Source organism: Mesorhizobium sp. M0663 (assembly GCF_040320585.1).
In the GTDB taxonomy this organism is placed as follows: Bacteria; Pseudomonadota; Alphaproteobacteria; order Rhizobiales; family Rhizobiaceae; genus Mesorhizobium.
Window position 1 is genome coordinate 23045 of sequence record NZ_JAMYPX010000026.1, and the last position, 23070, is coordinate 46114.

Sequence of the window (23070 nt, forward strand, 5' to 3'; positions counted from 1 at the left end):
TCCGAAGCTGTTAGCGTTTCTTGTGATCGCGGCCCAGTATCAGGCTGGCCAGAATGATGAGGCCCAACAAAACCTGCTGGAGATACCCGTCGACCTGCATGAGGTTCATGGCGTTGGAAATGACCGTGATGAACAGGGCACCCAGCAGAGCCGCGGTGACGCCTCCCTCGCCGCCGGTCAGCCGCACGCCACCAACCACCGCCGCCGCTATCGATTCCAGGGTCAGGTTGCCGCCGAGATTGGGCTCGCCCGATCCGGTGCGCGCGGTGAGCAGCATGGCGCCAATCGCGGCCAGCAGCGAGCAGACCACGTAGTCGATCGCAACGACACGTCCGGTTCGAACGCCCGCCGCCTTCGCCGCGCGAGGATTGGCGCCGATGAGATACAGGCCGCGGCCGAACACGGTGAAGCGCAGGACCAGGAACAGCAGTGCGAAACACAGCGCGGCGAACAGGATGGGCACCGGAATGCCGATCAGCCGTCCCTCCGCCAAGGCGTCCGTGAAGGCCTCGGGAATGCCCGGCACGGGAAAGCCGCCGCTGACGGTTGACGCCAGTGCCATGACAATGTTGGCCATGCCAAGCGTCGTCACGAGTGGATTGATGCCGACACCGGCGATGAGGAAGCCATTCAGCCCGCCGATAAGCAGCCCGACGCCAAGGCCGGCGACGATTCCCCACAGGATCGGCATATCGCCGCTTCCGGTCATCACCATCGCCGATATGACGCTGACGAGCGAGACAGTAAAACCAAGCGAAAGGTCGAAGCCGCGCGTCAGCAGCACCATGGTCTGCGCCATGGCAAACAGTGCGAGATAACTGGTCTGGATCGCGATGTTCCAGAGATTGCCGCTTGAAACAATACGCGGGTCGAGCAGACCGAGAACCAGCAGGGCCAGGAATACAAGCCCCGGCAGCTTGGCCTGCGCCGCGAACTGGCGGATGTCCGGGCGAGCGCGGTCAAGAACAACCGGAGCCGCCATGTCTGGACGATCAGACATTGGCCCGCCTCCCCTGAACAATTCGGTCGAAAGCCAGTGCGCCGATGAGCACCGAACCGAGAACCAGCGTCTGGAATTTGCTGTCGATCTGCGTGAGGTTCATCGCATTGGCGATGATTGAGAGGCACAGCGCCGCCATGGCGACGTTCTCGGCGCGGCCTGAGCCGCCGCGCAATGAAACGCCGCCGATCACCGCCGCTGCGATCGTCTCCAGTCCCAGCGTGCCGCCGATCGTCGACTGGCCAGAACCGATGCGAGCGGTGATCAGGACGCCGGTGAGCGCGGCCAGGAGACCGGAGACCACATAGGCGGTAATCAACACGCGGTGAGTCCGCACGCCCGACAGCCGGGCGGCGCCGACGTTGCCGCCGACGGCGTAGAAGTGGCGCCCGAGCGCGGTCCGACGCTGCAGAATGATGGCGATGGCGATCACCGCGATCGCCAGCAGCAAGACCGGCGGCAGGCCAAGCACCTGGCCTCGCCCGATGGCATCGACGAAAGCGTCGGAAACGCCATAGATCGGGATGCCCTGCGTGTAATAGAGCGTAATTCCTGCGACGATCGACAACGATGCCAATGTCACCATGAAGGGTGAGAGGGAAAGCCGCGCCACCAGCGTGCCGTTTACCAGGCCAACACAAGCGCCGCTGGTCAAGGCCAGCGCCACTGGGACCAGCAGTTGGACCCCATTTGCGTCGGGCATCGCGGCCATCGCCGCGGCCGTGACCACGGACGCCAAGGCCATGGTGGCGCCGACCGACAGATCAAAGCCACCGGTGGTCATGACGATCATCTGGCCGATCGCCGGAATCGCCAAGAAGGAAAAATTGCGCAGGACGTTGAGGATGTTCAGGCGGTTCAGAAAACGCGGTTCGACGATCGCGGCCACGGCCGCGACCGCGACCAGAAGCAGGATGACGATCCCGCCGGTTTCCAGAAAACGGCGCCGCAGCGTGTCAGGGCTCATGCCGCCTCCGTGGCGCCGGTTTCGGCGTCGAAATAGTGACGCAGCACCGCGGCCTCGGTGATGCCGTCGTCTTTGAGTTCGGCGACAATGCGCGCTTCGCGCATGACGTAGACGCGGTTCGCCAGGTGAACGAGTTCTGGCAGTTCGGACGATGACAGCAGAATGGCCGCGCCGTTCTCGACCAGGGTCTTCATAAGCCGGTAGACCTCGCTTTTGGCGCCGACGTCGATGCCAACCGTCGGTTCATCGAAGATATGGACCGAGACCGGGCGCATCAGACCGCGCGCCAGCACGAGTTTCTGCTGGTTTCCTCCCGAAAAGGACGACGCCGCGCGTTCGGGCGCCATCGGTCGCAGACCCAGGGTCTTCAACGGCGCGGCTATCGCCCGGCGCTCGCGCCACGACTTGAGCAGTCCGGCCTGGGACAGTCTCGGGTCGTCGAGCGCCGCCATGGTCACATTCTCGCGGCCTGGCCGGCCAAGCGCCAGTCCCTCGGCGCCGCGATCGGCCGGGTAGTAACAAAGTCCAGCACGCAACATGCTGTGCGGCACTGGCGCTCTGACCACCTCGCCATGGAGTTCGATCTCACCGGACGTCACACGCTCCAGGCCGAATACGGCTCGGCAAAGTTCGCTACGACCGCAGCCAACCAGGCCCGCCAGGCCGACGATTTCGCCAGCTCTGACCACGATGGAGGCATCGGATAGGGTGCCGGAGACACTGATCCCCCTGGTCGCCAGCACTATTTCGGCGGGGCGCTGGCTGATTGACGGATAAAGTCGTTCGACCGGCTGGCCGACCATCATCTCGATCAGCGTCGCGTCCGATGCCGCGGCGATGGCCACGGTGTCGATCTTGCGCCCTCCTCGCAAGACCGTGACACGGTCCGCGAGCCGACGGATCTCGGCCATACGGTGCGACACATAGATGATCCCGACACCCCGTGCCTTGAGGCCCGCGATGGCGGCGAACAATTTTTCCGCTTCACCGTCGGTAAGCGACGCGGTCGGTTCGTCGAGGATGAGTATCTTGGCATCCGAAAGCATGCCTTTGGCAATCTCGACCATCTGCTTTTGCGCCCGGGTCAGCGTTTCGATCTTGCTGTCCAGCTCGACGTGGAAGCCAATGTCGCGGAAGCGTTCTTCCGCGCGGGCACGCATCGCGCGCCGATTCAGGAAAAGCCTTCCTTTGATCTCGCGTCCAAGAAACAGGTTCTCCTCGACCGTGAGGTCGGGGACGAGACTGAATTCCTGGAACACAGCCGCGACGCCCGCATCGCGGGATTTCTGCGGGGTCAGCGCGGAAACGGTTTGGCCGTCGATACGGCACGAGCCTTCGGTCCAGCCATAGGTTCCCGCTATCAGATTGATGAGCGTCGACTTGCCGGCGCCGTTTTCGCCGAGAAGGGCGTGGACCTCACCGCTCAGCAGTGTGAAATCAACGCCGTCAAGCGCCACCACACCCCCGAAACGCTTCGTCATACCCGTAAGTTCAAGCATCGCTGACACCACCGAACTCGAAGCTAAAAGGGCGGCAGGCCAAGGCCGAGGTCTACCGCCCATCGAAGATGCGACTATTGTACCGAAAATTCAGGCTTCCACCCATCGGGCGCGAAAATCTGCGTCGGGTCGATTTTGTCGACGTTGTCCTTGGTCACGATACCCGGCGCGACCAGCAGAACCTTCTCATAGTCCTTCTTTTCCAAGGCGCGCACCGCGAGGTCGACGCTGATGCGGCCCATCATCACCGGATACTCGGCGGCAAAGCCAAGCACCTTGCCTTCCTTGACCAGCTTCAGCATCATCTGGTTCTCGTAAGACGACATGATCACGACATCGTCGCGGCCAGCGTCGGCGACGGCGCTGACGGCCGCTTCCGCCGCAGCAGCCCCGCCCCAGATGACATTGAGATCGGGATAGGTCTGCAGGGCGTCCTCGACGAGGCGCAGGCTTTGCGGAACGCCGGGCTCACCATAGAGCTCGGCCGCGAGCTTGATGTTGCCGGTTTTGATGCTGTCGCGAAAGCCCGCCATATAGCTCTCCGCCCAACCCGATCCCTGCGGACCTGGCAGGCCGATCGCGGTCGTCTTTTTGTCGCCGAGGTACTTCTTGAGGTACTCACCCTCCTGAAAACCCTTCTGGTAGGTATCGGGAGTGATGCGCGCGGTGATCGGAGTTTCCAGAATGGGATTGGCGACGGCGATCTGGACAAGGCCTGTGGCGTCGCCCTCCTTCAGCTTGGCCGCCAGACCGGCTTCCGAGATGGCGGCGACGAGGATACCCTGGGCACCGGATGCGACGCAATCGTCGTATTGCGACAGCTGCTTGGGCAGCGCGTCATAGCCGCCAGCCTGCAGGACCGTCACTTTGACACCCAGGCGCTTTGCTTCCTCAACGATACCGTAGTCCACCGAGACCCAGTAGCTGTCCTTGAGGTGCGGAAACAAGACGCACAGGTTCCAGGGCTTCTCGGCCTTTTCCAGCGGCACATAGTCGAGTGCCTCGACTTTTTTCAGATCGCCGCCTCTGGCCGCGTTGATCTTGAAGGGCCACCAATCCTTGGCCTGCGCGGCGTTGGGCAGGACGGCCACGCCGGTGACGAAAGCCGCCGCGAGGATGGATCGGAAAGCGTGATTCTTGGTCATGTGATTCCCCATTTTCGTGTGTTCCCGGGTCCGGAGCCGGCGATTTCGCCGGCTCCGCGGTCTGCCTTGGGAGCAGAGGCTTGCTGGCGGATCGTAGTACCGTCTAGGCGAGTTCGCCTTCAGGGCCATCCGCGCCGTTGTTCATTTTCACAGTGCTACCGTACTACTTATAAGTTATAAGTCAATAGGGTTTTCATTAGCCGGTGCTCAGCCGGGAAGGTGTCTTCAATCGCGGTTTCGCTGCCTCGACCGGGATCACAATCCATTTGACGAAAGACGAGGTCGGAGACAGCAGCCATGCAACTGGCCTCGGCGATGTGGGCTTCCTCGCGACCGACCGGTATGCGGCTTGTCGATCGAGTTGCCTGACATCAAGCGCCGGCGAATAAGTCAAAGCGATCAGCGTGGCCTTCGAATACAGAGCCATTGGTCAGCAGCCGCACTTCGCTATCGACCAAATCGTCATAGGGTCTTTAGGGAGGAGATGTGCCCAGTGCATTCGCGTGCTGCAACAGCCGCGCTGAACCGCACGGCAGCGTGCCATAACACGCTGCGGTCGGATGATTGTTGAAATGACGGTTCCCCGCGCACGACCGTGCCGCTTTCCAACTTCTCTCGTCTGGCGCTTGCCAGCCTGAGTTCTTCCTAGAGGTCGGCGCCCGGATTGCGGGTGTTGTCTTGCGACTTCATTCTCCCGGCAGCCGGGCAAAGGCCCGCAACGTGGAGGCTTCTAAATGGAACGCGGGTTCCCGATGCTTAGTGGGTGGTGCTGCTTGAGCAGGGGCAGGGCAGCACAGCCTCCGCCGGCAAGCCGTCGCGGCCGGTTCCCTTGATAGCGTGCCGGCGCAAGGTCCCGCGTCACCAGGCTCGCAAATCGCGATGCACGTCCAGCCATTGCGACATGGTTTTGTCAGCTGAGAGGCCGATCCCGTGTGCCGCGAACAGTCGAAACACTGATTGGGGGTGTGCGTTCTTGGCGTTGTGCAGCACTTCTGGCATTACTGGCCTTGCGGGGATGACGAGTCGGTCATGCGACAGTATGGATGTCCCCATCGGAATAGCCGGTCCGCCTTATCGGTCGTCACACCCGCATATCGCTCCGCTTCTAGGGAACACCCCATCACGCGAGGAAAGACATGGCCACATGCGCAGTGTCGCCAATCTAGCCGTTGGACCGACGGCCCGGCGCTTGGGCCAGTCCACCGGCTTTAACCTGCGTCACAACTTGATCCACTGATCCTAGGAGACGACAACGTTGTTCGTCATGATTTGATGGGGCGGGGATTGGCCCAAAAGCGAGCCCCACAAACTGTGCGGTTGCCAAATGCGTAATGGAGTGAATTGGAATGATCATCGTAACAGGCGCCACGCACGGGATTGGGCGGGCCTGCGTGGAGAAACTTGCGTCTGCCGGTTCCAGAGTGGTGGCGACCGGCCGAGATGCAGAAGCGGGCGCGGCGCTCGAACGCGCCAATCACGGTGTCACGTTCGTTGCCGGTGACATCATCCGTGAAGACGATTGCCGCCGTGTCGTCGACCGTGCGCTTGAACTTGGCAACGGCCGGCTCGCGGGGCTCGTGAACAATGCCGGCATGTCGAAGCGCATTGCCTTCGCCACCGCCACCCAGGACGATTGGGATGAGGTCCTTGCGGTTAATGCACGCAGCGTCTTTTTCTTCATCCGTCATGCGCTGGACGGCTTGCGGCATGGGAGGGGTTCAGTTGTCAACATGGCCAGCATCGCCGGAAAGACGGGCGAAGAAGGGCTCGCTGCCTACTGCGCCTCGAAGGCCGCGGTCATCGGGCTGACGCAGGCACTCGCGCTGGAGTTCGGCGAGGAGATCCGCTTCAACGCTGTCTGCCCCGGCCAGATCGAAACACGCATGATGGGCAACATCATAAGCGATGCACTGCGCAAGAAGCAGCTCGAACTGCGGATCCCTGCCAACCGCTTCGGTGCCCCTGAAGAGATCGCTGATGTCGTCGCTTGGTTACTTTCGAGTCAATCGAGCTATGTCAACGGCACGGTGGTGACTGTAGACGGCGGGGAAACAGCCGGCCTGCGCACACCGCGCGTCGCGCAAATCGATGGTGCTTAGGGCAATTCAGCTCAGCCGGAGCCGCGCTCGTCGAAATAGCGCAGAAAACCATGTGAGCCTCGCTGGATGTCGTTCTCGATCGCCTCGCGGGCCCTCTTCCTGTCGCCAGCCCTCAAGGCCTCGATGAGATGGTCATGTTCTTCCGCGCCGGTGTACCCGCGCGGAATTTCCCGATCGTAAACGTTAAGGATTGGACCCATCGAGGCCCACATGCTTTCGATCTGTCCGATCAGCATCGGCATACGCGACAGGCGGTAGACGCCGAAGTGGAAAGCGCGATTGGAGGATCGCGCTTCCTTGATATTACCGGCCTTATTGCTCTCTACAAATGAGGCGCGGAAGGTCTCAAGCTGTTCGAGATCGGGGGGGGCAAAATGGTCGGCAGCGTGTTCTGCCGCAAGCCCTTCAAGTGCCACGCGGATCAGCTTGATCTGAATGTAGCGGGCGCGGCTGAGGTCTGGCACCGCGGCGAACCTGCCGGAGCGCAACTCGAGCGCCTGCTCGCTGACGAGCCGCAGACAGGCTTCGCGCACCGGCGTAATGCTGGTTCCGAGCTGCCCGGCAAGATCCTGCATAAGGAGACGGTCGCCCGGCGCGAAATTGCCGATGATCAAGCCATCCCGCACCTTGCTGTAAATCCGCGCGGACAGGCTGCCCATCTCCTCAGGCTGCATCTTCATAGGGCCCATGGGACTCCCCTCGCCTCTGCTGCAGATGTACGGAAATGTCCGATTGACGCGTTTCACTACGTTTATAAGTTATAATCGCTGTCTATATTTTGTTATTCAGCAGCAGACAAGTACGTGTACGTTAATTGTCTGCAGCAAACATGTCCGTTTTCATAATTATTTGTGAAATTATTGTTTCAGCCATATAAAAAACAAGGAACCCCTTCTTTTCCGATCCTGATAATGGAATGTGACCAAAGAAGAAGGCGCGATCTCATCTGCGTGGCATGAGATGGTGTGCGAGAGATGATGACATCTGAAGGAGCCGGGAAGCTTACATGTCAATTTCCAGTCTGATGGGCAGAAAATTCCGATTCTGAGGCGACTCCGAACCGGCTGGACCGACGATGACGTCGGCACCGTCGAGATGATCCGGCAGGCCAGCAAGTCCAAAAGCTGCGTATGGCGTTGGCAGAGCGTTTCGCCGCCGAAGGGCTTCAAGGGCTGTTGCGCGACAAGACGCGGCCCTCGCGCATTGCGGCTCTTGGGCCCGAAAGCCCGCCGAGCGCAGCTCCGACAAGGCCGCGACAGGAATCGAACGACGACTGGCCAGAATTATGAAATCCCTTGCGACACTATGCAATTTCAGACATTTCAGTAACAAATGGATTTAACATTCTCTTCACTTGCACTTTGGGGCGCGTTACCCGAATTAGCTGGAGCGCCCGAAACCCCCGCAAGATCAAGCGCGTAGTCGAAATCCAATCTTGCTGGTGCTTGTCGAGGGATGCGACGCGATGGGCCGGCGCAGGTGCGCTGTGAAGCAGCACTGAGCGCGCCGAAGAACGGCTTCCCAACAGGAGATTGATTTGGATTATGTGCAGTATTTCGCCGGAAGAATCGAGCAACTCAAAGGCCGTGGCGGGTATCGTGAATTTGCCGATCTGGAGCGTCAGTCTGGCAACTTCCCAAAGGCCTGGCTCAATAGGCCCGACGGCCGAAAAGAGATAACCATTTGGTGCACTAATGATTATCTCGGTATGGGGCAGCACCCCAAAGTGCTATCGGCAATGAAGCGCGCCATCGATGCCAACGGCGCAGGATCGGGAGGATCCCGCAACATTGGTGGCACCAACCATTATCACGTGTTGCTCGAGCGGGAGCTTGCAGGTTTCCACAATAAGGAAGCAGGATTGATTTTTGTTTCCGGCTTCAGCTCAAACGATTCATCATTGAGTACATTGGCATCTTTGATGCCGGACACAATTATTTTTTCTGACGAGCACAACCACGCTTCAATTATTAGTGGATGCCGCAACAGCCGGGCCGAAAAGCGCGTCTTCCGGCATAACGACGTTGCGCATTTGCGGGAGCTTCTGCGCAGTGTAAATCCTGCAAGACCCAAGATCATTGTTTTTGAATCGGTATATTCAATGGACGGTGACATTTCACCGATCAAAGATATCTGTGACATGGCGGACGAATTTGGCGCAATGACGTTTCTGGATGAAGTTCATGCATCGGGAATGTACGGTCCGAAAGGCGCCGGCATTGCCGCGGAACTTGGCATCATGGATCGTCCAACCATCATCGAAGGAACGCTACGTAAGGCGTTCGGCTCGATGGGGGGTTATGTGACCGGACCTGCCTCCATTGTTGACAGCATACGAAGCTTCTCGATAGGTTTCATTTTCACCACGGCGCTTGCGCCAGCCCTAGCGGCTGGTGCGCTGGAAGCGCTGCGCCATCTTCGCGATTCAGATTCAGAACGAATTGATCTGCACCGGAAAACGAAACTTTTAGTCGGATTGCTGAAAGAGGCGGGCATCCCCGTCATGCCGACCCGAAGCCACATCATTCCTGTGCTTATTGGTGATCCATTCCGTTGCAAGGAAGCGTCCCGCCAGCTTCTAGATCAGCATGGAATATACGTTCAGCCAATTCTGGCGCCGAGTGTTCCGGTGGGAACCGAGCGGTTCAGGGTGACGGTTACGCCTGCCCATAGTACGACAGATATTCGGACGTTCGTCGATGCGCTCAGGCAGGTTCTGCAGCGGGACAATCTTGGCAAGGCTGCCTAATGTAAATGCTGGGAACGACAGGGCGCGCAGCCTCAGACCTGATTATATCAGCCGGGCTCGCCGAGGTGGAAGCGGCGGTCCGCGATCCGGTTCTGACGCCCGATCGCATCTTCGAATGTCATCGGAAAGCAGTTCCGTAACCCGCAATGACAGCTTTCGCGATCTTAAATGATGTGACTCCATGATTGAATGGGGCCGTTTGACGACTCGCTGCTTACACTTCGGGCCGGTTCCAGATTCAGGGCTCACCATGAGCCGGTATGACCAGAGCGCATGTTCTTGTGCTGCGAGTTTGATGTGGCTTGGCGTGCCCTACCCGAGGGGTAGGTCACGCCCAGGCCCACGGGATCACACACCAACCCCAGCTAACCTGGTTTGAACGGAGCAAGCCTCCGACGCCGCCCTAATCAACAACGCTGCAACAGATCCTTCAAATCAATTTACAAGATTTTTACAACCGTCAGTCGTTGACAATGGTACGGCACCGCGAGTCTGAGGTCCGGCACGGCCATAAAAGTGACGCCGGTACCCTCGGACCGCCGCCAGCACGCAACATCGGGATTAACAGCAATGGTAAGAAGAAGAGCGCTCATATTGGTCGAAGGCCATAGGGGTACTGGTCAGCTATACGTCCAAGCGGCTCAGTGTCTTGGTCTTCATCCAATTACTCTGACGGCTGATCCACCTCGGTACGACTATCTTTCGGCGGAAAACGTTGAGGCAATCCGTGTCGACACTGGCAATCTCGAAGCGTTGGTCCGCGAATGTTCGCGGCTGCGTGCTACCCACGACATTGCTGGCATTACTGGCTTTGCCGGGGACCATGAATCGATCTATGCGACAGTTGGCAAGCTTTGCCGGCATTTCGATCTACCGGGACCGAACCCTGAATCGATTGAACGAAGCTGCGACAAATTCAAGCAACGCCAACTCCTCGCGCAGGCCGGCGTTCCAATACCGGCCTATCGGTTGGCAACGAATGCGGCGGAGGTAGAAAGCTCGGCTGCAGAGATCGGCCTGCCCGTGATTCTTAAGCCGGCAGTAGGCAGCGGCAGCATCGGTGTCCGATTGTGCCGCAGCCTCGAAGACGTAGCCGAACATACGACTTATCTATTGGGCGGAAAGCACATATGGCGGTCTACACCGAAAATACTCGTCGAAGAATTCGCACAGGGCCCGTTCTATAGCATTAATGTTATGGGGAATGAGGTCGTTGCGATTTGCGCCAATGACTTTGGTCCCCTCCCCCATTTCGTCATTCGTGAGGTGACCTATCCGGCCCTGCTGACTGATCAGGAGCGTGAGCGCATCGCCGATGTTTCGCTGAGCTGTTTGCGGGCTCTCGGCCTTGGCTGGGGGCCAACTAACATTGAACTCCGGTGCACGAAACGCGGTCCAGTTGTCATTGAAATCAATCCGCGTCTTAGTGGCGCGCCCGACCCTCAGCTGGTCCAGTTAGCTTACGGTGTCGACCTCGTAACCGAGCACATCAAGCTTGTCATTGGCGAGGAATGGGATCTGCGCAAAAAGCATTCGCATACTGCGGCCGCGCGATTCCTGCTTCCTGATCAAGATGGCACCCTCGACTGGATTGGTGGCGACACTCAGGCAGCTGCTATATCAGGTGTGGCCGAGGTCAAATTGAATGTTGAACCCAAGACACCGATCGTCAGGAAGGGGGATTTCCGAGACTGGATTGGACATGTCATTGCCACTTCGCCCAGCCGTGCTGAAACCGAGGGCGCCCTTCAGCGAGCGGTCGACTTGATCGATTGGTCGATCACCCCTTTTCCGGCGACAATAAGAGGTGATCGAGAGCACGATGTTTGTGGGGCGTTCGGGCGGCCCACCAGTTCTGTTCCGATCAGGCGTTGACGGCTTAAGATCCTTGAAACGCAGCAGTTCCGTCTACGTCAATGTCACATCAAGTTTGACGAGGCAAATGCAGCTTTGGCCACACCTGCCCTATCTCCCGCGGAACTTCTCCGCGACCCATGGCGAGGCCGTCGGCCCAATTTGGGCCCAATTTGATTGCCGCCCACCGCCGCCGCAGGACGAACATGCGCTTGACAAGACAACGCCGGCCCGTTCAACTTGAGGCATTCACCAGGGGAGTCCCGGCAAGGGGCTGAGATACTGCTGGCTTTCGCGGCGCAGTGACCCGTTGAACCTGATCCAGTTCATACTGGCGTAGGGACGGTGCAAGCGCTCTGCGGGAGTTCACGCCCGAGGTCCTGTTTCGGCAGGTCGACAGAAGCGTCTTTTCATCCTTCCGGCACAGAACTGGGTCTCCAATGCAACGAGCAAAGGAGCCTCAAGATGAATGCCCTCACCCCCGCCGTCTCGACGGGACCGCTGCCTGCCTCACGCAAAATCCACAAATCCGGTACCATCCACCCGCAGCTCAGGGTGCCGATGCGCGAAATCTCCGTCCATCCGACGGCAGGCGAGCCGCCGGTGACCGCTTACGATCCGTCCGGCCCCTATACCGACCCGACTGTCGAAACCAGCATCGAAAACGGCCTTGCACGGCTTCGCCATGAATGGGTCACCGCGCGCGGCGATGTCGAAGCCTATGACGGCCGCCACGTCCGGCCAGAAGACAATGGGTTTGCGGCAGGCGAGCGCCTAACACCGGAATTTCCAGTCCGCAACCGGCCACTCCGGGCCCAGACCGGCAAGGCGGTGACACAGCTTGCCTATGCGCGCGCCGGCATCATCACCCCCGAGATGGAGTTCGTCGCCATCCGCGAGAACCTCGGCCGTCAGATGTCGCGCGGCAAGCTGCAGCGCGACGGCGAGGCCTTCGGCGCGGCCATCCCCGATTTCGTAACGCCGGAGTTCGTGCGGGACGAGGTGGCGCGCGGACGCGCGATCATTCCCGCCAACATCAATCATCCCGAGAGCGAACCGATGATCATCGGCCGCAATTTCCTGGTCAAGATCAACGCCAATATCGGTAACTCCGCCGTCACATCGTCGATGGCTGAAGAGGTCGAAAAGATGGTGTGGGCGATCCGCTGGGGCGCCGACACGGTGATGGATCTGTCGACCGGCCGCAACATCCACAACATCCGCGAATGGATCGTGCGCAACTCGCCGGTGCCGATCGGCACGGTGCCGCTCTACCAGGCGCTCGAAAAGGTTGGTGGCATCGCCGAGGACCTGACCTGGGAGGTCTACCGCGACACGTTGATCGAGCAGGCCGAGCAAGGCGTTGACTATTTCACCATCCACGCCGGCGTGCGGCTGCATTACATCCCGCTGACCGTTGACCGGGTCACGGGTATCGTCTCGCGCGGTGGCTCGATCATGGCAAAATGGTGCCTGCACCATCACCGGGAAAGCTTCCTCTACGAGCACTTTGCGGAGATCTGCGACATCTGCCGCGCTTATGACGTCTCCTTCTCGCTCGGCGACGGCCTTCGTCCCGGCTCGATCGCCGATGCCAACGACGCGGCGCAATTCGCCGAGCTGGAAACGCTCGGCGAGCTGACGCAGATCGCCTGGGCGAAAGATTGCCAGGTGATGATCGAGGGGCCCGGCCACGTGCCGATGCACAAGATCAAGGCGAACATGGACAAGCAGCTCGCCGTCTGTGGCGAGGCGCCGTTCTATACGCTTGGACCGCTGACGACCGACATCGCGCCGGGCTACGACCACATCACTTCCGGCATCGGCGCGGCGATGATCGGCTGGTTCGGAACGGCCATGCTCTGCTACGTCACGCCCAAGGAGCATCTCGGCCTTCCCGACCGCGATGACGTCAAGACCGGCGTGATCACCTACAAGATCGCAGCGCACGCGGCCGACCTGGCGAAGGGCCACCCGGCGGCGAAAGTCAGGGATGACGCCCTTTCCCGCGCGCGCTTCGAGTTCCGCTGGGAGGACCAGTTCAACCTGTCGCTCGACCCCGAAACCGCACGGTCCTTCCACGACCAGACCTTGCCCAAGGAGGCGCACAAGCTGGCGCATTTCTGCTCGATGTGCGGACCGAAATTCTGCTCGATGCGAATTTCCCACGACATCCGCGCCGAGGCACAGAAAGAGGGCATGGCGGCGATGGCGGCGAAATACCGCGAGGGCGGCGATCTCTACGTGCCGGCGGACGTGACCGGCGCGCCGCTCATACCTCAGCCACGTGAGCCATCATGAAGGTCTTGGTCAAAGGGGCCGGCGTTGCCGGCCTCACCGTCGCCTTCGAGTTCGCCGCACGCGGCGCGGTGGTTACCGTTGCCGAGACAAGGCCTGCCCTTAGCGGCAATGCGTCGTGGTTCGCCGGTGGCATGTTGGCGCCGTGGTGCGAGCGTGAAAGCGCGGAGCAGCCAGTGCTGGATCTCGGACGCGATGCCGCCGACTGGTGGGATGCGGTACTGCCGGGTCACGTGACACGGGCCGGAACCCTGGTCGTGGCCGCGCCGCGCGATGCGGGCGAGCTCGACCGGTTCGCCAGCCGCACCTCGGGTCATCGGCGTGTCGATGAAGATGAAATCGTGTTGCTCGAGCCCGACCTCGCCGGCCGCTTCCGCCGCGGACTGCTCTTCCCCGACGAAGCCCATCTCGACCCGCGTCAGGCGATGGCGGCACTTCATGATAGGCTGGCGGCGATGGGCGTCGAGTTCCACTTCGGCGCCGACGCTTCGGCTGTTTCCGGTTTCGATCGCCAGATCGAATGCACGGGAATGGCAGCGGCCGATGACAGGCTGCGCGGTGTTCGCGGCGAGATGCTAATCCTGAATACGCCTGATGTCTCGCTGTCGCGCCCAGTCAGGCTGCTGCATCCGCGCTTTCCGCTTTATGCCGTGCCCCGCACCGATCACCGTTTCATGGTTGGTGCGACGATGATTGAAAGCCAGTCCGCCGGACCAATCACGGCGCGCTCCATGATGGAGCTTCTGGGTACCGCCTATGCCCTCCACCCGGCCTTTGGCGAGGCCGAGATCGTTGAAACCGGTGTCGGCGTCCGCCCAGCCTTTCCCGACAATTTGCCGCGCGTCGAAACGAACGGTGAAATCATCGCGATCAACGGGCTCTATCGTCACGGTTTTCTCCTGGCTCCCGCCATGGCGCGCCAGGCTGCCGACCTGGTTTTCAGTCAAGACAGAACCAAGGAGCTTGCTCATGAAACTGATGGTCAACGGCGAAGCGCATGAGGTTGCCGCCACCACGCTGGCCGGGCTGCTTGCCGCGCTTGACTATGAGGGCGATTGGCTCGCGACCGCCGTCAACAACGACCTCGTGCACAAAGCCAGCCGGTCGGAATTCCAGTTGAACGACGGCGACCGGATTGAAATCCTCTCGCCCATGCAGGGAGGCTAGCATGTTCGACCTTCTTGGAACGACGCTTCCCTCCCGACTGCTTCTCGGCACGGCTCAGTATCCTTCGCCGGCCATCCTTGCCGATGCGGTCAGGGCATCGGGCACGGCGGTGGTGACCGTCTCGTTGCGCCGTGAGATGGCAGGCGGCAGGGCCGGCGAAAAATTCTGGTCGTTGATCCGATCGCTCGGCGTCAGAATCCTGCCCAACACTGCTGGCTGCCACTCCGTCAAGGAAGCTGTCACGACTGCGAAGATGGCGCGCGAAGTTTTCGGTACCAACTGGATCAAGCTCGAAGTGATCGGCAACCATGACACGCTGCAGCCGGATGTTTTCGGCCTGGTCGAAGCCGCCCGCATCCTGTGCGAGGACGGCTTTGATGTATTCCCCTACACCACCGACGACCTCGTCGTCGCCCAGCGGCTCCTTGCGGCGGGCTGCAAGGTCTTGATGCCCTGGTGTGCACCGATCGGTTCCGCCCTCGGGCCGGTCAACATTCCGGCCCTGCGCTCAATGCGCGGGCATTTCCCGGGCGTTCCGCTGATTGTGGATGCGGGGCTCGGACGGCCGTCGCACGCGGCGACTGTCATGGAACTCGGCTTTGACGCCGTGCTCCTGAACACGGCGGTCGCCAGGGCGGCCGATCCGGTCGGCATGGCGCGCGCGTTCGGCAAGGCGGTCGAGGCCGGTCGTGAAGCTTTCAGCTCCGGAATGCTCGAACCGCGCGACGTCGCCATACCATCGACACCGACCATCGGCAGGGCAGTATTTTCATGAAGCTCGATCCCTTCTACCTGATCCTCGACAGCGCCGCCTGGATCGTACGGCTGGTGCCGCTTGGCGTTAAGCTGGTTCAGTTGCGCATCAAGGATAGGGACGAGGCCACGCTGCGGACGGAAATCCGCCGCGCGAACGGCGTCTGCGCGGTCCATGGTTGCCAACTGATCGTCAACGACTATTGGCGCACGGCAATCGAGGAAGGCTGCGACTTCGTCCATCTCGGCCAGGAGGATTTGGCTGCGGCCGACCTGCTGGCGATTAAGTACGCCGGATTGAAGCTCGGGCTTTCCACGCACGATGATCTCGAACTGGAAACGGCCATCGCTGCCGAGCCCGACTATATCGCGCTCGGCCCCATCTATCCCACCATCCTGAAGCAGATGAAATGGGCGCCGCAAGGGCTCGAGCGGATCAGCGAGTGGAAGCATCGGGTGGCGCCGATCCCATTGGTCGCCATCGGCGGCCTCAACCCCGACCGGCTCGACGGTGTCTTCGAGGCCGGTGCGGACACCGCGGCGGTGGTCACCGACATCACGTTGAATGCCGATCCCGAAGCGCGCACGCGAGAATGGATCGAAAAGACAAAGCCATGGCGCTGAGGCGAGAACCGCATGTGCTCGTGGTCGGCGGATCAGACTCCAGCGGTGGGGCTGGAATTGCACGCGATATCGAGACGCTCTCCTCCATGGGCGTGCGCACCTGCCTTGCTGTCACCGCGCTAACGGTGCAGACGCACCATGCGGTCATGGAAATCCACTCTATGCAACCCGGTCTGGTGGCCGGTCAGATGCGTGCGGGGTTGCAGGCCAACAAAGTGGCGGCCATCAAGCTCGGGATGCTCGCCACGGTGGAGATCGTCATTGCGGTTGCCGGAGTGCTGCGCGAAAATCCGCAGGTGCCGGCAGTGCTCGACCCGGTGCTGGCGTCGACGTCAGGCCGGGCGCTCCTGGAAGCCGGCGCCATCGCCGCCCTGAAATGCGATCTGATGCCATTTTGCCGTCTGGTCACCCCCAATCTCTTCGAGCTGGCACTCCTTGTTGGCTCGGAGCGGGCAGTGGATGAGGACGGCGTAGTGTGGCAAGGCCAAGAATTGCTGGCAGCCGGCGCGCGGGCTCTGCTGATCAAGGGCGGCCATGCATCGGGACCGCAATCAACCGATATTCTGTTGCGCCCCGATCACGAACCAGTCCGCTTTGACACGCCGCGTCTTGCCGCATCGATGCGCGGGACGGGCTGCATGCTGGCCAGCGCGATTGCAGCGCATCTGGCGAAGGCGCAATCAATCGAGTACGCCGTGCGCCAGGGCAAGCTCTTTGTGTTAGAAAAGCTTCGGAAAACCCCAGCCGAATAGCCGTAGAGCCGGCTCAAGCGTTCAGCGGCTGACGCTGAAATGGAAGCCGTAGCCCTCCTGCCCTTTTTTCACAGGGCGTGACGGGATGAGGCCGCTTTGCAGATCGGAATTCAGCGGCGCCGAGACAAGCTGCCCTGCCAGGCCGGGAAAGTCACGGGACTCTTCCTGCGGCGAAGCGCACTGCCAGTCAGGCATGGGGATGCACTTGTGCGGTCTTATGTAGCAAACGCACCAACTTCCCGCACGACTTAAAGGGTCGGTTCCCATAAAATCCGGGGATGCCGAGAGTAGCGCCCACCGTCCGTTCCACCCGATACCAACACGCTATCAATACGCTGGTAGCCAAGCGATCCGAGATATCCGGCGCGATCCGGTTCAAGGGTGCGGACCTGGCTCACCAACTACAGCACATTGACGCGGTGCTGCTCATCCTTGGCTACAAGGGCGATCCGTCGCTTATCGTGCCGCTACGGCGCACGCCAAGCCGCTTCCGCAAGGGCGAGCTTTACCGGCTGATTCTCAGGCATGAAGCGGAAGGCAGCGCGTCGAACCGGGAAACCGCAACGCGTATCGCTCAGGCGAAGGGATGGGATACCGCGCTTGTGAAGCCGCTCATGAATAACATCAAGACGGCGAAGGGCTGGCGACGGCGGCGGGCCGAAGCGGTCGGCCATGACAGCCGACCGCAGGAGTAGAAACTATGTCAAAGTTTCATATCGCTGATGAAGCGATAGGTGCGATGTGGGACGGGGTTGCCAGAGAACTTGACGTTCTTGCTCCCTCGGAACGCGCCGCTCAGGCTTTTCTGAAGACCGCGCGCCATCGCTTCCTCGGCATGCTTCGTGACTTCCCTCACGACGTTTTTGAGTGTGTCACTGCGCCCGCACCGGGGACACGCAATCACGTCATGGTCCTTCGCATTCGCGGGTCCTTCAAGGTCGACCTTGCAAGAGCCGCAAAGAAGTTTCACGGAACTACTAGCCATTAGGCAGCCCTCCTTTTCGAAGCGGCGACCTGTTCGGCACCTGCGTGTTTCCGCCCTTTGAGAACGTCATTCACGCGGCCCGGATTGACGCCATAGACGGCGGCAATGTGATGCTGATATTGCCCAGCCCAATGACGTAGCCAAACGTCGACTGCATCATCATATGTGAGCTGGTATGGTGGTTTATTGTCGGTCGTCATTATCCTAAACTCCTTTTAGGACGCTTGGACGACTTGACAGCGAGTCGATTGCGAGTAGGGTCCCGCGTGTACATACGACTAGCCGCAAGCCGTCCAAAGCACTGCGGTTACCGATACGGAGCCGGGGTCGGAAGCCCCGGCTTTGTCGTATTGGGCGAAAGGATTCTTCCCCTCACGAGATGGATAAGAGTCTCGCGGCCTGCCGGAGTCAAGGCAGCGGCAAATGCACCCTGCCACATAATAGTGTGGGTGCAAAAAAGCTATCTAGATTCAAAGGCTTGGCTGGTTTCCTCCCACCGCGCCCGTTTTGCGATCTTCGCATATTTTGCGCCGTATAGCCTGATTCTGGCCGACTCGTCTAGATTGTGCATTGCACAAAGTGCAACCTGATTCGACGCCAGTCTAGCGTTGCCAGTAGCCAGCCCAAACGCGACTCACGGAATGATTGAGCGCACCACCAAGCAGAGCGAAGGCATTGCCACCATTTGACCGGCGACGGTGATCTTCAAGCCATGCGGCATGATTGGCGTACTGGTAGAGGTAGCGGTGCGAAACGTGGTGGTGCTGACCGGCGACCATCCGACGAAGGCGGCTGAAATAGCTCTCCACCATGTTCGTATGCTTGCCGTGGCCGTCGCTGTAGCTTTCCGAGTGATTGATGCGGGTCGAAGCGTAATCAGCTTCCAGCGCGTCCCAATGATTGGCTTCGTCCGCGAACAGCTTGGAACCGGCCAGCATACGAGCGCGGGCGATTTCGACGCCTTCGGCTTCGCGATGACGGACAAACGTCAAGGTGCGGCCAGCGCGCTCGCGCAGGGCGATCACAACGCGGCGGAGGTCTGACTGGTTCTCCTTCATGCGGCGGTCCTTGCGGTCCTCTACGCGGTTCTCAGGGCGCACCACGCCGCCGAATAAGCGCCATCAATCTCGACCTCGCCTTCAAGGGTTTCGTTCTTGGTTTCAGCCCACAGGACTTCGCGCAGCTTGTGAGCCAGCACGAAGGCTGTCTTGTATTGAACGTCCAGATCGCGAGAGAACTGGACCGCCGACATGCCTTTGGCACCGTTGACGAACAGGCAGATCGCGGCGAGCAGATCGACAAACGACAGCTTGCGCGAGGCGAAGATTGTGCCGCTCGTAACCGAGAACTGCGCACCGCAAGCGGCGCACTTGAACTTGCGACGGGTCGGAATGTCGTAATGATCCAAGCACCCGCATTTCGGGCAAACAGGCTCGCCTTGCGTCGAAGCCCAACGAAGGCGCTTGAACGTGTCGTAAGCCTTTTCCTCGCCACCCTTGTAAATCTCCTTCAGGGAGAGGGTGCGGCTTTCGGCGGAAAGGAGGAACTGTTGGGCCATTGTCATCATATCTGGTGATATTGGTCACCGTATATGCGGGCTTGTATCGCCAAATACATGGGCTTACATCATCGAATGTGATGATATTTTTTGAGGCGAGGCTATGGCACGTAAGGACGACCCGCAGACCGTCGAATACGAGACGAAAGCCAAGAACCTTTTGAAGTCAGAGTTGAAGCGGAAGGGCGTCACCTATGCACAGCTTGCCGAAAAGCTGGCGGCGGTCGGCATTCATGAAACGGAACGCAACCTGAATAACAAGATCAGCCGTGGCGGTTTCACCGCCGCATTCCTGTTGCAGTGCCTAACGGTCATAGGAGCCGACACCATCCATTTCGACTGGTGATTTCCCTGAGAATCTGTCAAGCGGTCTTTTAAAGTTTCCCACAGCGTTCGCGGCGTTTCGCACAGGGACCGTCTAACCTTCTGTATTTATTGACGAAAAGTTAACAACTCGTCTGTTGACAAAGACTCAGTTTGAATTATTCTCGCGGAGCGCGCGGCGGAACAAAAGACCTTCAGCCTCGTTGGGGGTGGTTATCACAATGAATGCTTACCGAGCACGCCTTAGACTAGCGGCCGCCCTTAGGGACGGCAAGCCAATTTACAATGGATCGCAGGACCATGCGTCAGCCATAGTTGAAGCTATGTTTGAACACGCAAATGAATCTGTGTCTATTCTTTCTGGCAAGCTTAATCCGCGCGTTTACGGGCAGAGCGAAGTTATAGAGCAGGCCTCTCTATTTTTGGCTGAGCCCGACCACAAGCTGAGGGTTCTGGTCGAGGACGGCTCTGAATCAAGCATTCAAGACCATCCGTTTTTTGAAAAGTTCATTGCCTATAAGAATGTTGAGGTGCGCGAAGTTCCCGCTGCTTATCAAGACTTGTATAAATTCCATTTTCTAGTAATGGATTCGGACAGCTATCGATTCGAGGCGGATAAGAGCGAGTGTGTCGCCGTTGCCGTCTTCGGAGATAAGGCTGGGGCGAAAAACATTGCAAATATTTTTGAAAGTTTGTGGGCCCCATCCACACCCATTGGCGCCTCTAGCCAGTCAGAAGCCATTAGGTCCGTCGCCTAGTAGCTGCTTGCACTGTGGGGCGTAGCTTTGTTGGCAGAGTGCGCCGCAGCAACTTCACTCGCACCAATGCTAGAGCCGGTTGCCGGCACTGCGTTGGCGGTAAACGTTGCATATCTGGCCCTTGTTAGATTCCGCTACCGAAGCAAAATACGCGATCACGCCAAGCAGAAAATTGAGAGCTTCCGAGGCGAGGACGGGCAGATTGCTGCAAACATATGCGACAACTTGTGGTTCCAGCGCGTAGCGCGGCTTGGTAGCCTATACGACAACGATGAGGACATTCCGGAGCCAAAGAAACGGCAAAAAATGCCAGATGGCTTTTGGGGTAAGTTCTATTCGAGCGTTTTCGAGTTTCACAGAGACGTAAAGGCGGTATCCGCCCTAGGATGTTTCTGTGCTTTCGTCCTCGCCGCTGGGACGGCCACCACGGTCAACCAATGGCTGTGGATGAACTGTTTATTTTCTACAGACTGGATCTGGATTTCGTTTTACCTGACGCTCCTAAGCGGCTTAGTCCCGGTTATGTGCGCACTCAGCGGGAAGAGAGTTGTTAAATGGGCTGCTGGCTACACGAACGAATGTGTTGGAGGCATAGGACAGCTTCTCAAAACCGAAGTGCAACAAGCTAAGCTTCCAGTGCTCCCGGTCGAGAAGGCAAAGGGCCCACGCTAAAGGCGCTTGGTGCGTTTGCTACATAAGACCGCACTTGTGCCTCCTGGCGAGTGTGAGGCCGCAGGAGCGAGGCATTTCAGCGCGGCGGGGGCCGCCGGATCTGGCCCCGCAGTGCTGGAGCAAAGCAAAGGCCGGTTTGAGACGATTCCGGGGATTTCTACGAGGCTGCTCGCGACGCCGGCATTGAGTTCAACAGCTCCTGAGCGGCATACGCGACCAAACCCGGTTGAGTGTCACCGCAGGGATGTTCCACGAGTGGGACAAACAGCTGCGGGACTGGCTGGTCCGCGAATTACGAAACTGGCATCGAGGGGATACGGCAGCTGCGAAGGTCTGGTCAGCGGATTTCGCCGAGATTGCAGACCTCCTGGAAAGTTTCGGCTGGAAAGTCCGAAGCACGGACTACTTCAAGACGCTCGATTCGCGCCGGTTGGTGGTCAACGTCTACAAGCACGGCGCCGGAAAATGAGCTATGACGGATTTTGGGTGACGGGGTTGATCAAGCGGCGCTTTGCGGCTTCATTTGATGACCTCGATCCCGTCCTGGAACCTCGCAACTGCGAGCAGTTTCGGCAACTGATTTTGTCCCTTCAATCGATGCCAGTATTTGGCGGCGGCCATGACGAGCTTGAAGACCATCAGCCTGGCGGTCTTCGACGATAGGGAGCCGTTCGTGTGTACCGTTCGGCGGCGAACGGTGCAAAGACGCTCTCGATCGGGTCCGACGTTTGCAGTTGATCCCAGTGTTCGACGGGGGAATCGTAGAACGCCAGCAACGTCTCGCGATCCTTCTTCAGGCAGTCGACCGCCTTGTTGTACTTCGCGCCGTATTTCTCGGCGAACACTTCGATCGCCATTTCGGCTGCTGAGCGTGCCGGCGCGCCGTAAATCTCGCGCAAATCCGTCTTCATGTCGGCCTGCACCGAGAGCGGCACCTTGTTCAGGACGTTGGCGGTCTTGTGCACCCAGCAGCGTTGGTGCCTAGTGCCGGGAAAGACCTCGTCGAGCGCCTTCCAGAGCCAAGCGCGCCATCGCCGACGGCAATATCGGGCGCGATCTTCAGGCCACGCCGCCTCACGTGGACCAGCAGCTCGCGCCAGCTTTGCGCACTCTCGCGAATGCCGGTCTGGAAGCCGACGAGTTCCTTTTTGCCCTCGGGCGTGGCGCCGATCAGGACCAGCATGCATTCGGCTTGGTCTTCCATCCGCGCCTGCAGGTAGACCCCGTCCGCCCACACATAGATATAGCGGCGCGCCGAAAGATCGCGCTTTTGCCAACGCTCGTAATCGGCGTTCCACTCAGCCGCGTGATCACCGAGGGTGAAAGGTTCGGCGCGTCCTTGCCCACAAGCGCGCTCAGCGCTTCCTGAAAATCGCCCGTCGAAACACCGCGCAGGTAGAGAACGGGAAGCAGCGCATCCAGACTTCGCGCCCGACGCGCCGATTTCGGCAGGATCGATGAGGCGAACCGCACCCGATCAAACCTCGCCATTCGCGCCGCGATCCCGGATCTTCACCCGCCTGACTGGCACCAGACCGATGCCCGTCTGGATGCTCCGCTCCGGGGCTTAGGAAACTCTATGCTCACGCAACAGGCGATGACCGGCCTCGCGAATATGGAAGTCCTCGTCCTCCCGTAAACGATGTGCCCAAGTAATGATGTCGTTTCTGCCCAGGAAGGGCTCCTTCATCAGTGAGATTACCCTTTCTCGCTTTCCCGCCACTGGGCTGTCGTACCACGTCAGAAGTCGCGCAAGTCGATCAGGCGTTAGTAATTTTGGCCGTTTCAGCAGTAGGTCTAGAGCGGATAGACCCAGTCGACCATCGACTATCGCCTCAAATATGCGCCCGGCGGCCATTGGATCTG

General features: G+C 59.7%; 24 protein-coding genes, 4 pseudogenes and 1 riboswitch. Of the genes and pseudogenes, 16 read left to right on the forward strand and 12 right to left on the reverse strand.

The genetic code is table 11. The features are described from left to right. Positions 1-10: 10 nt before the first annotated feature. The 5 genes and pseudogenes from NKI54_RS28980 to NKI54_RS29000 all read right to left on the reverse strand — a co-directional run. Positions 11-1000, reverse strand: coding sequence for an ABC transporter permease (locus tag NKI54_RS28980; RefSeq protein WP_352693046.1), 990 nt, complete (start codon positions 998-1000; stop codon positions 11-13). Beyond that, positions 993-1967 (reverse strand): ABC transporter permease, encoded by a 975-nt coding sequence (locus NKI54_RS28985; RefSeq protein ID WP_352693048.1) that lies wholly within the window; start codon positions 1965-1967, stop codon positions 993-995. The genes NKI54_RS28980 and NKI54_RS28985 overlap by 8 nt, the downstream gene beginning before the upstream one ends. Next, positions 1964-3466 (reverse strand): sugar ABC transporter ATP-binding protein, encoded by a 1503-nt coding sequence (locus NKI54_RS28990; RefSeq protein ID WP_352693050.1) that lies wholly within the window; start codon positions 3464-3466, stop codon positions 1964-1966. The genes NKI54_RS28985 and NKI54_RS28990 overlap by 4 nt, the downstream gene beginning before the upstream one ends. A gap of 74 nt (positions 3467-3540) precedes the next feature. Further along, positions 3541-4611, reverse strand: a complete 1071-nt coding sequence (torT, locus tag NKI54_RS28995; RefSeq protein WP_352693052.1) for a TMAO reductase system periplasmic protein TorT — start codon at positions 4609-4611, stop codon at positions 3541-3543. A gap of 476 nt (positions 4612-5087) precedes the next feature. Next, positions 5088-5590, reverse strand: a pseudogene (locus tag NKI54_RS29000) (ISNCY family transposase); the annotation flags it as partial. Positions 5591-5957: 367 nt separating this feature from the next. On the opposite strand from NKI54_RS29000, the gene NKI54_RS29005 reads away from it, so the two are divergent. After that, entirely contained in the window at positions 5958-6710 is a 753-nt protein-coding gene (locus NKI54_RS29005; RefSeq protein ID WP_352693054.1) for an SDR family NAD(P)-dependent oxidoreductase, read from the forward strand. Between the two features lie 11 nt (positions 6711-6721). On the opposite strand, the gene NKI54_RS29010 is transcribed toward NKI54_RS29005, so the two are convergent. Continuing rightward, positions 6722-7399 (reverse strand): GntR family transcriptional regulator, encoded by a 678-nt coding sequence (locus NKI54_RS29010; RefSeq protein WP_352693056.1) that lies wholly within the window; start codon positions 7397-7399, stop codon positions 6722-6724. Positions 7400-7784: 385 nt separating this feature from the next. Between NKI54_RS29010 and NKI54_RS29015 the strand changes: the two are divergent. From NKI54_RS29015 to NKI54_RS29055, 9 genes and pseudogenes are all read left to right on the forward strand, one after another. Beyond that, positions 7785-7933 (forward strand): annotated as a pseudogene (locus tag NKI54_RS29015) (IS630 family transposase); the annotation flags it as partial. 314 nt (positions 7934-8247) lie between these two features. Then, the gene (hemA, locus tag NKI54_RS29020) at positions 8248-9459 is read left to right on the forward strand and encodes a 5-aminolevulinate synthase (protein ID WP_352693058.1); all 1212 of its coding nucleotides are present in this window, start codon (positions 8248-8250) and stop codon (positions 9457-9459) included. 570 nt (positions 9460-10029) lie between these two features. Further along, a complete protein-coding gene (locus NKI54_RS29025; RefSeq protein ID WP_352693060.1) occupies positions 10030-11334 on the forward strand; it encodes an ATP-grasp domain-containing protein in 1305 nt (434 codons plus the stop codon). Between the two features lie 223 nt (positions 11335-11557). Next, positions 11558-11674: riboswitch (TPP riboswitch) on the forward strand. 104 nt (positions 11675-11778) lie between these two features. Beyond that, entirely contained in the window at positions 11779-13614 is a 1836-nt protein-coding gene (thiC, locus tag NKI54_RS29030; protein ID WP_352693062.1) for a phosphomethylpyrimidine synthase ThiC, read from the forward strand. Beyond that, positions 13611-14612, forward strand: a complete 1002-nt coding sequence (thiO, locus tag NKI54_RS29035; RefSeq protein ID WP_352693064.1) for a glycine oxidase ThiO — start codon at positions 13611-13613, stop codon at positions 14610-14612. Before thiC ends, thiO begins: the two co-directional genes overlap by 4 nt. After that, positions 14581-14778, forward strand: a complete 198-nt coding sequence (gene thiS / locus NKI54_RS29040; RefSeq protein WP_352693067.1) for a sulfur carrier protein ThiS — start codon at positions 14581-14583, stop codon at positions 14776-14778. The genes thiO and thiS overlap by 32 nt, the downstream gene beginning before the upstream one ends. A gap of 1 nt (position 14779) precedes the next feature. Then, the gene (locus NKI54_RS29045) at positions 14780-15553 is read left to right on the forward strand and encodes a thiazole synthase (protein WP_352693069.1); all 774 of its coding nucleotides are present in this window, start codon (positions 14780-14782) and stop codon (positions 15551-15553) included. Then, positions 15550-16155, forward strand: coding sequence for a thiamine phosphate synthase (locus NKI54_RS29050; protein WP_352693071.1), 606 nt, complete (start codon positions 15550-15552; stop codon positions 16153-16155). Before NKI54_RS29045 ends, NKI54_RS29050 begins: the two co-directional genes overlap by 4 nt. Then, complete coding sequence (locus NKI54_RS29055) at positions 16146-16907, forward strand: hydroxymethylpyrimidine/phosphomethylpyrimidine kinase (protein WP_352693128.1); 762 nt, start codon at positions 16146-16148, stop codon at positions 16905-16907. Before NKI54_RS29050 ends, NKI54_RS29055 begins: the two co-directional genes overlap by 10 nt. 21 nt (positions 16908-16928) lie before the next feature. On the opposite strand, the gene NKI54_RS29060 is transcribed toward NKI54_RS29055, so the two are convergent. Beyond that, positions 16929-17102, reverse strand: a complete 174-nt coding sequence (locus tag NKI54_RS29060; RefSeq protein WP_352693073.1) for a hypothetical protein — start codon at positions 17100-17102, stop codon at positions 16929-16931. A gap of 224 nt (positions 17103-17326) precedes the next feature. Here NKI54_RS29060 and NKI54_RS29065 point away from each other — a divergent pair, with 224 nt between their 5' ends. After that, on the forward strand, positions 17327-17602 hold the full coding sequence (locus NKI54_RS29065) for a hypothetical protein (RefSeq protein ID WP_352693075.1): 276 nt from the start codon (positions 17327-17329) through the stop codon (positions 17600-17602). Between the two features lie 8 nt (positions 17603-17610). Here NKI54_RS29065 and NKI54_RS29070 read toward each other — a convergent pair whose 3' ends face one another. The 3 genes and pseudogenes from NKI54_RS29070 to NKI54_RS29080 all read right to left on the reverse strand — a co-directional run bounded on the left by NKI54_RS29070 (position 17611) and on the right by NKI54_RS29080 (position 19450). Then, the gene (locus NKI54_RS29070) at positions 17611-17892 is read right to left on the reverse strand and encodes a hypothetical protein (RefSeq protein WP_352693076.1); all 282 of its coding nucleotides are present in this window, start codon (positions 17890-17892) and stop codon (positions 17611-17613) included. Next, positions 17892-18092 (reverse strand): hypothetical protein, encoded by a 201-nt coding sequence (locus tag NKI54_RS29075; protein ID WP_128290069.1) that lies wholly within the window; start codon positions 18090-18092, stop codon positions 17892-17894. Before NKI54_RS29075 ends, NKI54_RS29070 begins: the two co-directional genes overlap by 1 nt. Before the next feature lie 402 nt (positions 18093-18494). Then, positions 18495-19450, reverse strand: a pseudogene (locus tag NKI54_RS29080) (IS1595 family transposase). A gap of 103 nt (positions 19451-19553) precedes the next feature. Here NKI54_RS29080 and NKI54_RS29085 point away from each other — a divergent pair. The 5 genes from NKI54_RS29085 (at position 19554) to NKI54_RS36545 (ending at position 21867) form a co-directional block, all read left to right on the forward strand. Next, the gene (locus tag NKI54_RS29085; protein ID WP_352693078.1) at positions 19554-19796 is read left to right on the forward strand and encodes a DUF6471 domain-containing protein; all 243 of its coding nucleotides are present in this window, start codon (positions 19554-19556) and stop codon (positions 19794-19796) included. Positions 19797-19995: 199 nt separating this feature from the next. Beyond that, entirely contained in the window at positions 19996-20532 is a 537-nt protein-coding gene (locus NKI54_RS29090; RefSeq protein WP_352693080.1) for a DUF7931 domain-containing protein, read from the forward strand. Between the two features lie 30 nt (positions 20533-20562). Beyond that, positions 20563-21204, forward strand: a complete 642-nt coding sequence (locus NKI54_RS29095; protein ID WP_352693082.1) for a hypothetical protein — start codon at positions 20563-20565, stop codon at positions 21202-21204. 226 nt (positions 21205-21430) lie between these two features. Continuing rightward, positions 21431-21673 carry a hypothetical protein gene (locus tag NKI54_RS29100; RefSeq protein ID WP_352693083.1) on the forward strand — a complete coding sequence of 81 codons (243 nt, stop codon included), beginning with the start codon at positions 21431-21433 and terminating at the stop codon, positions 21671-21673. Then, on the forward strand, positions 21670-21867 hold the full coding sequence (locus tag NKI54_RS36545; RefSeq protein ID WP_502898264.1) for a hypothetical protein: 198 nt from the start codon (positions 21670-21672) through the stop codon (positions 21865-21867). The genes NKI54_RS29100 and NKI54_RS36545 overlap by 4 nt, the downstream gene beginning before the upstream one ends. Here NKI54_RS36545 and NKI54_RS36550 read toward each other — a convergent pair. Next, positions 21843-22441: pseudogene (locus NKI54_RS36550) on the reverse strand (IS256 family transposase). The gene NKI54_RS36545 and the pseudogene NKI54_RS36550 sit on opposite strands and share 25 nt — an antisense overlap. Next, positions 22375-22695 carry a transposase gene (locus NKI54_RS36555; RefSeq protein WP_502898265.1) on the reverse strand — a complete coding sequence of 107 codons (321 nt, stop codon included), beginning with the start codon at positions 22693-22695 and terminating at the stop codon, positions 22375-22377. The pseudogene NKI54_RS36550 and the gene NKI54_RS36555 overlap by 67 nt, the downstream one beginning before the upstream one ends. Positions 22696-23070: the final 375 nt, after the last annotated feature.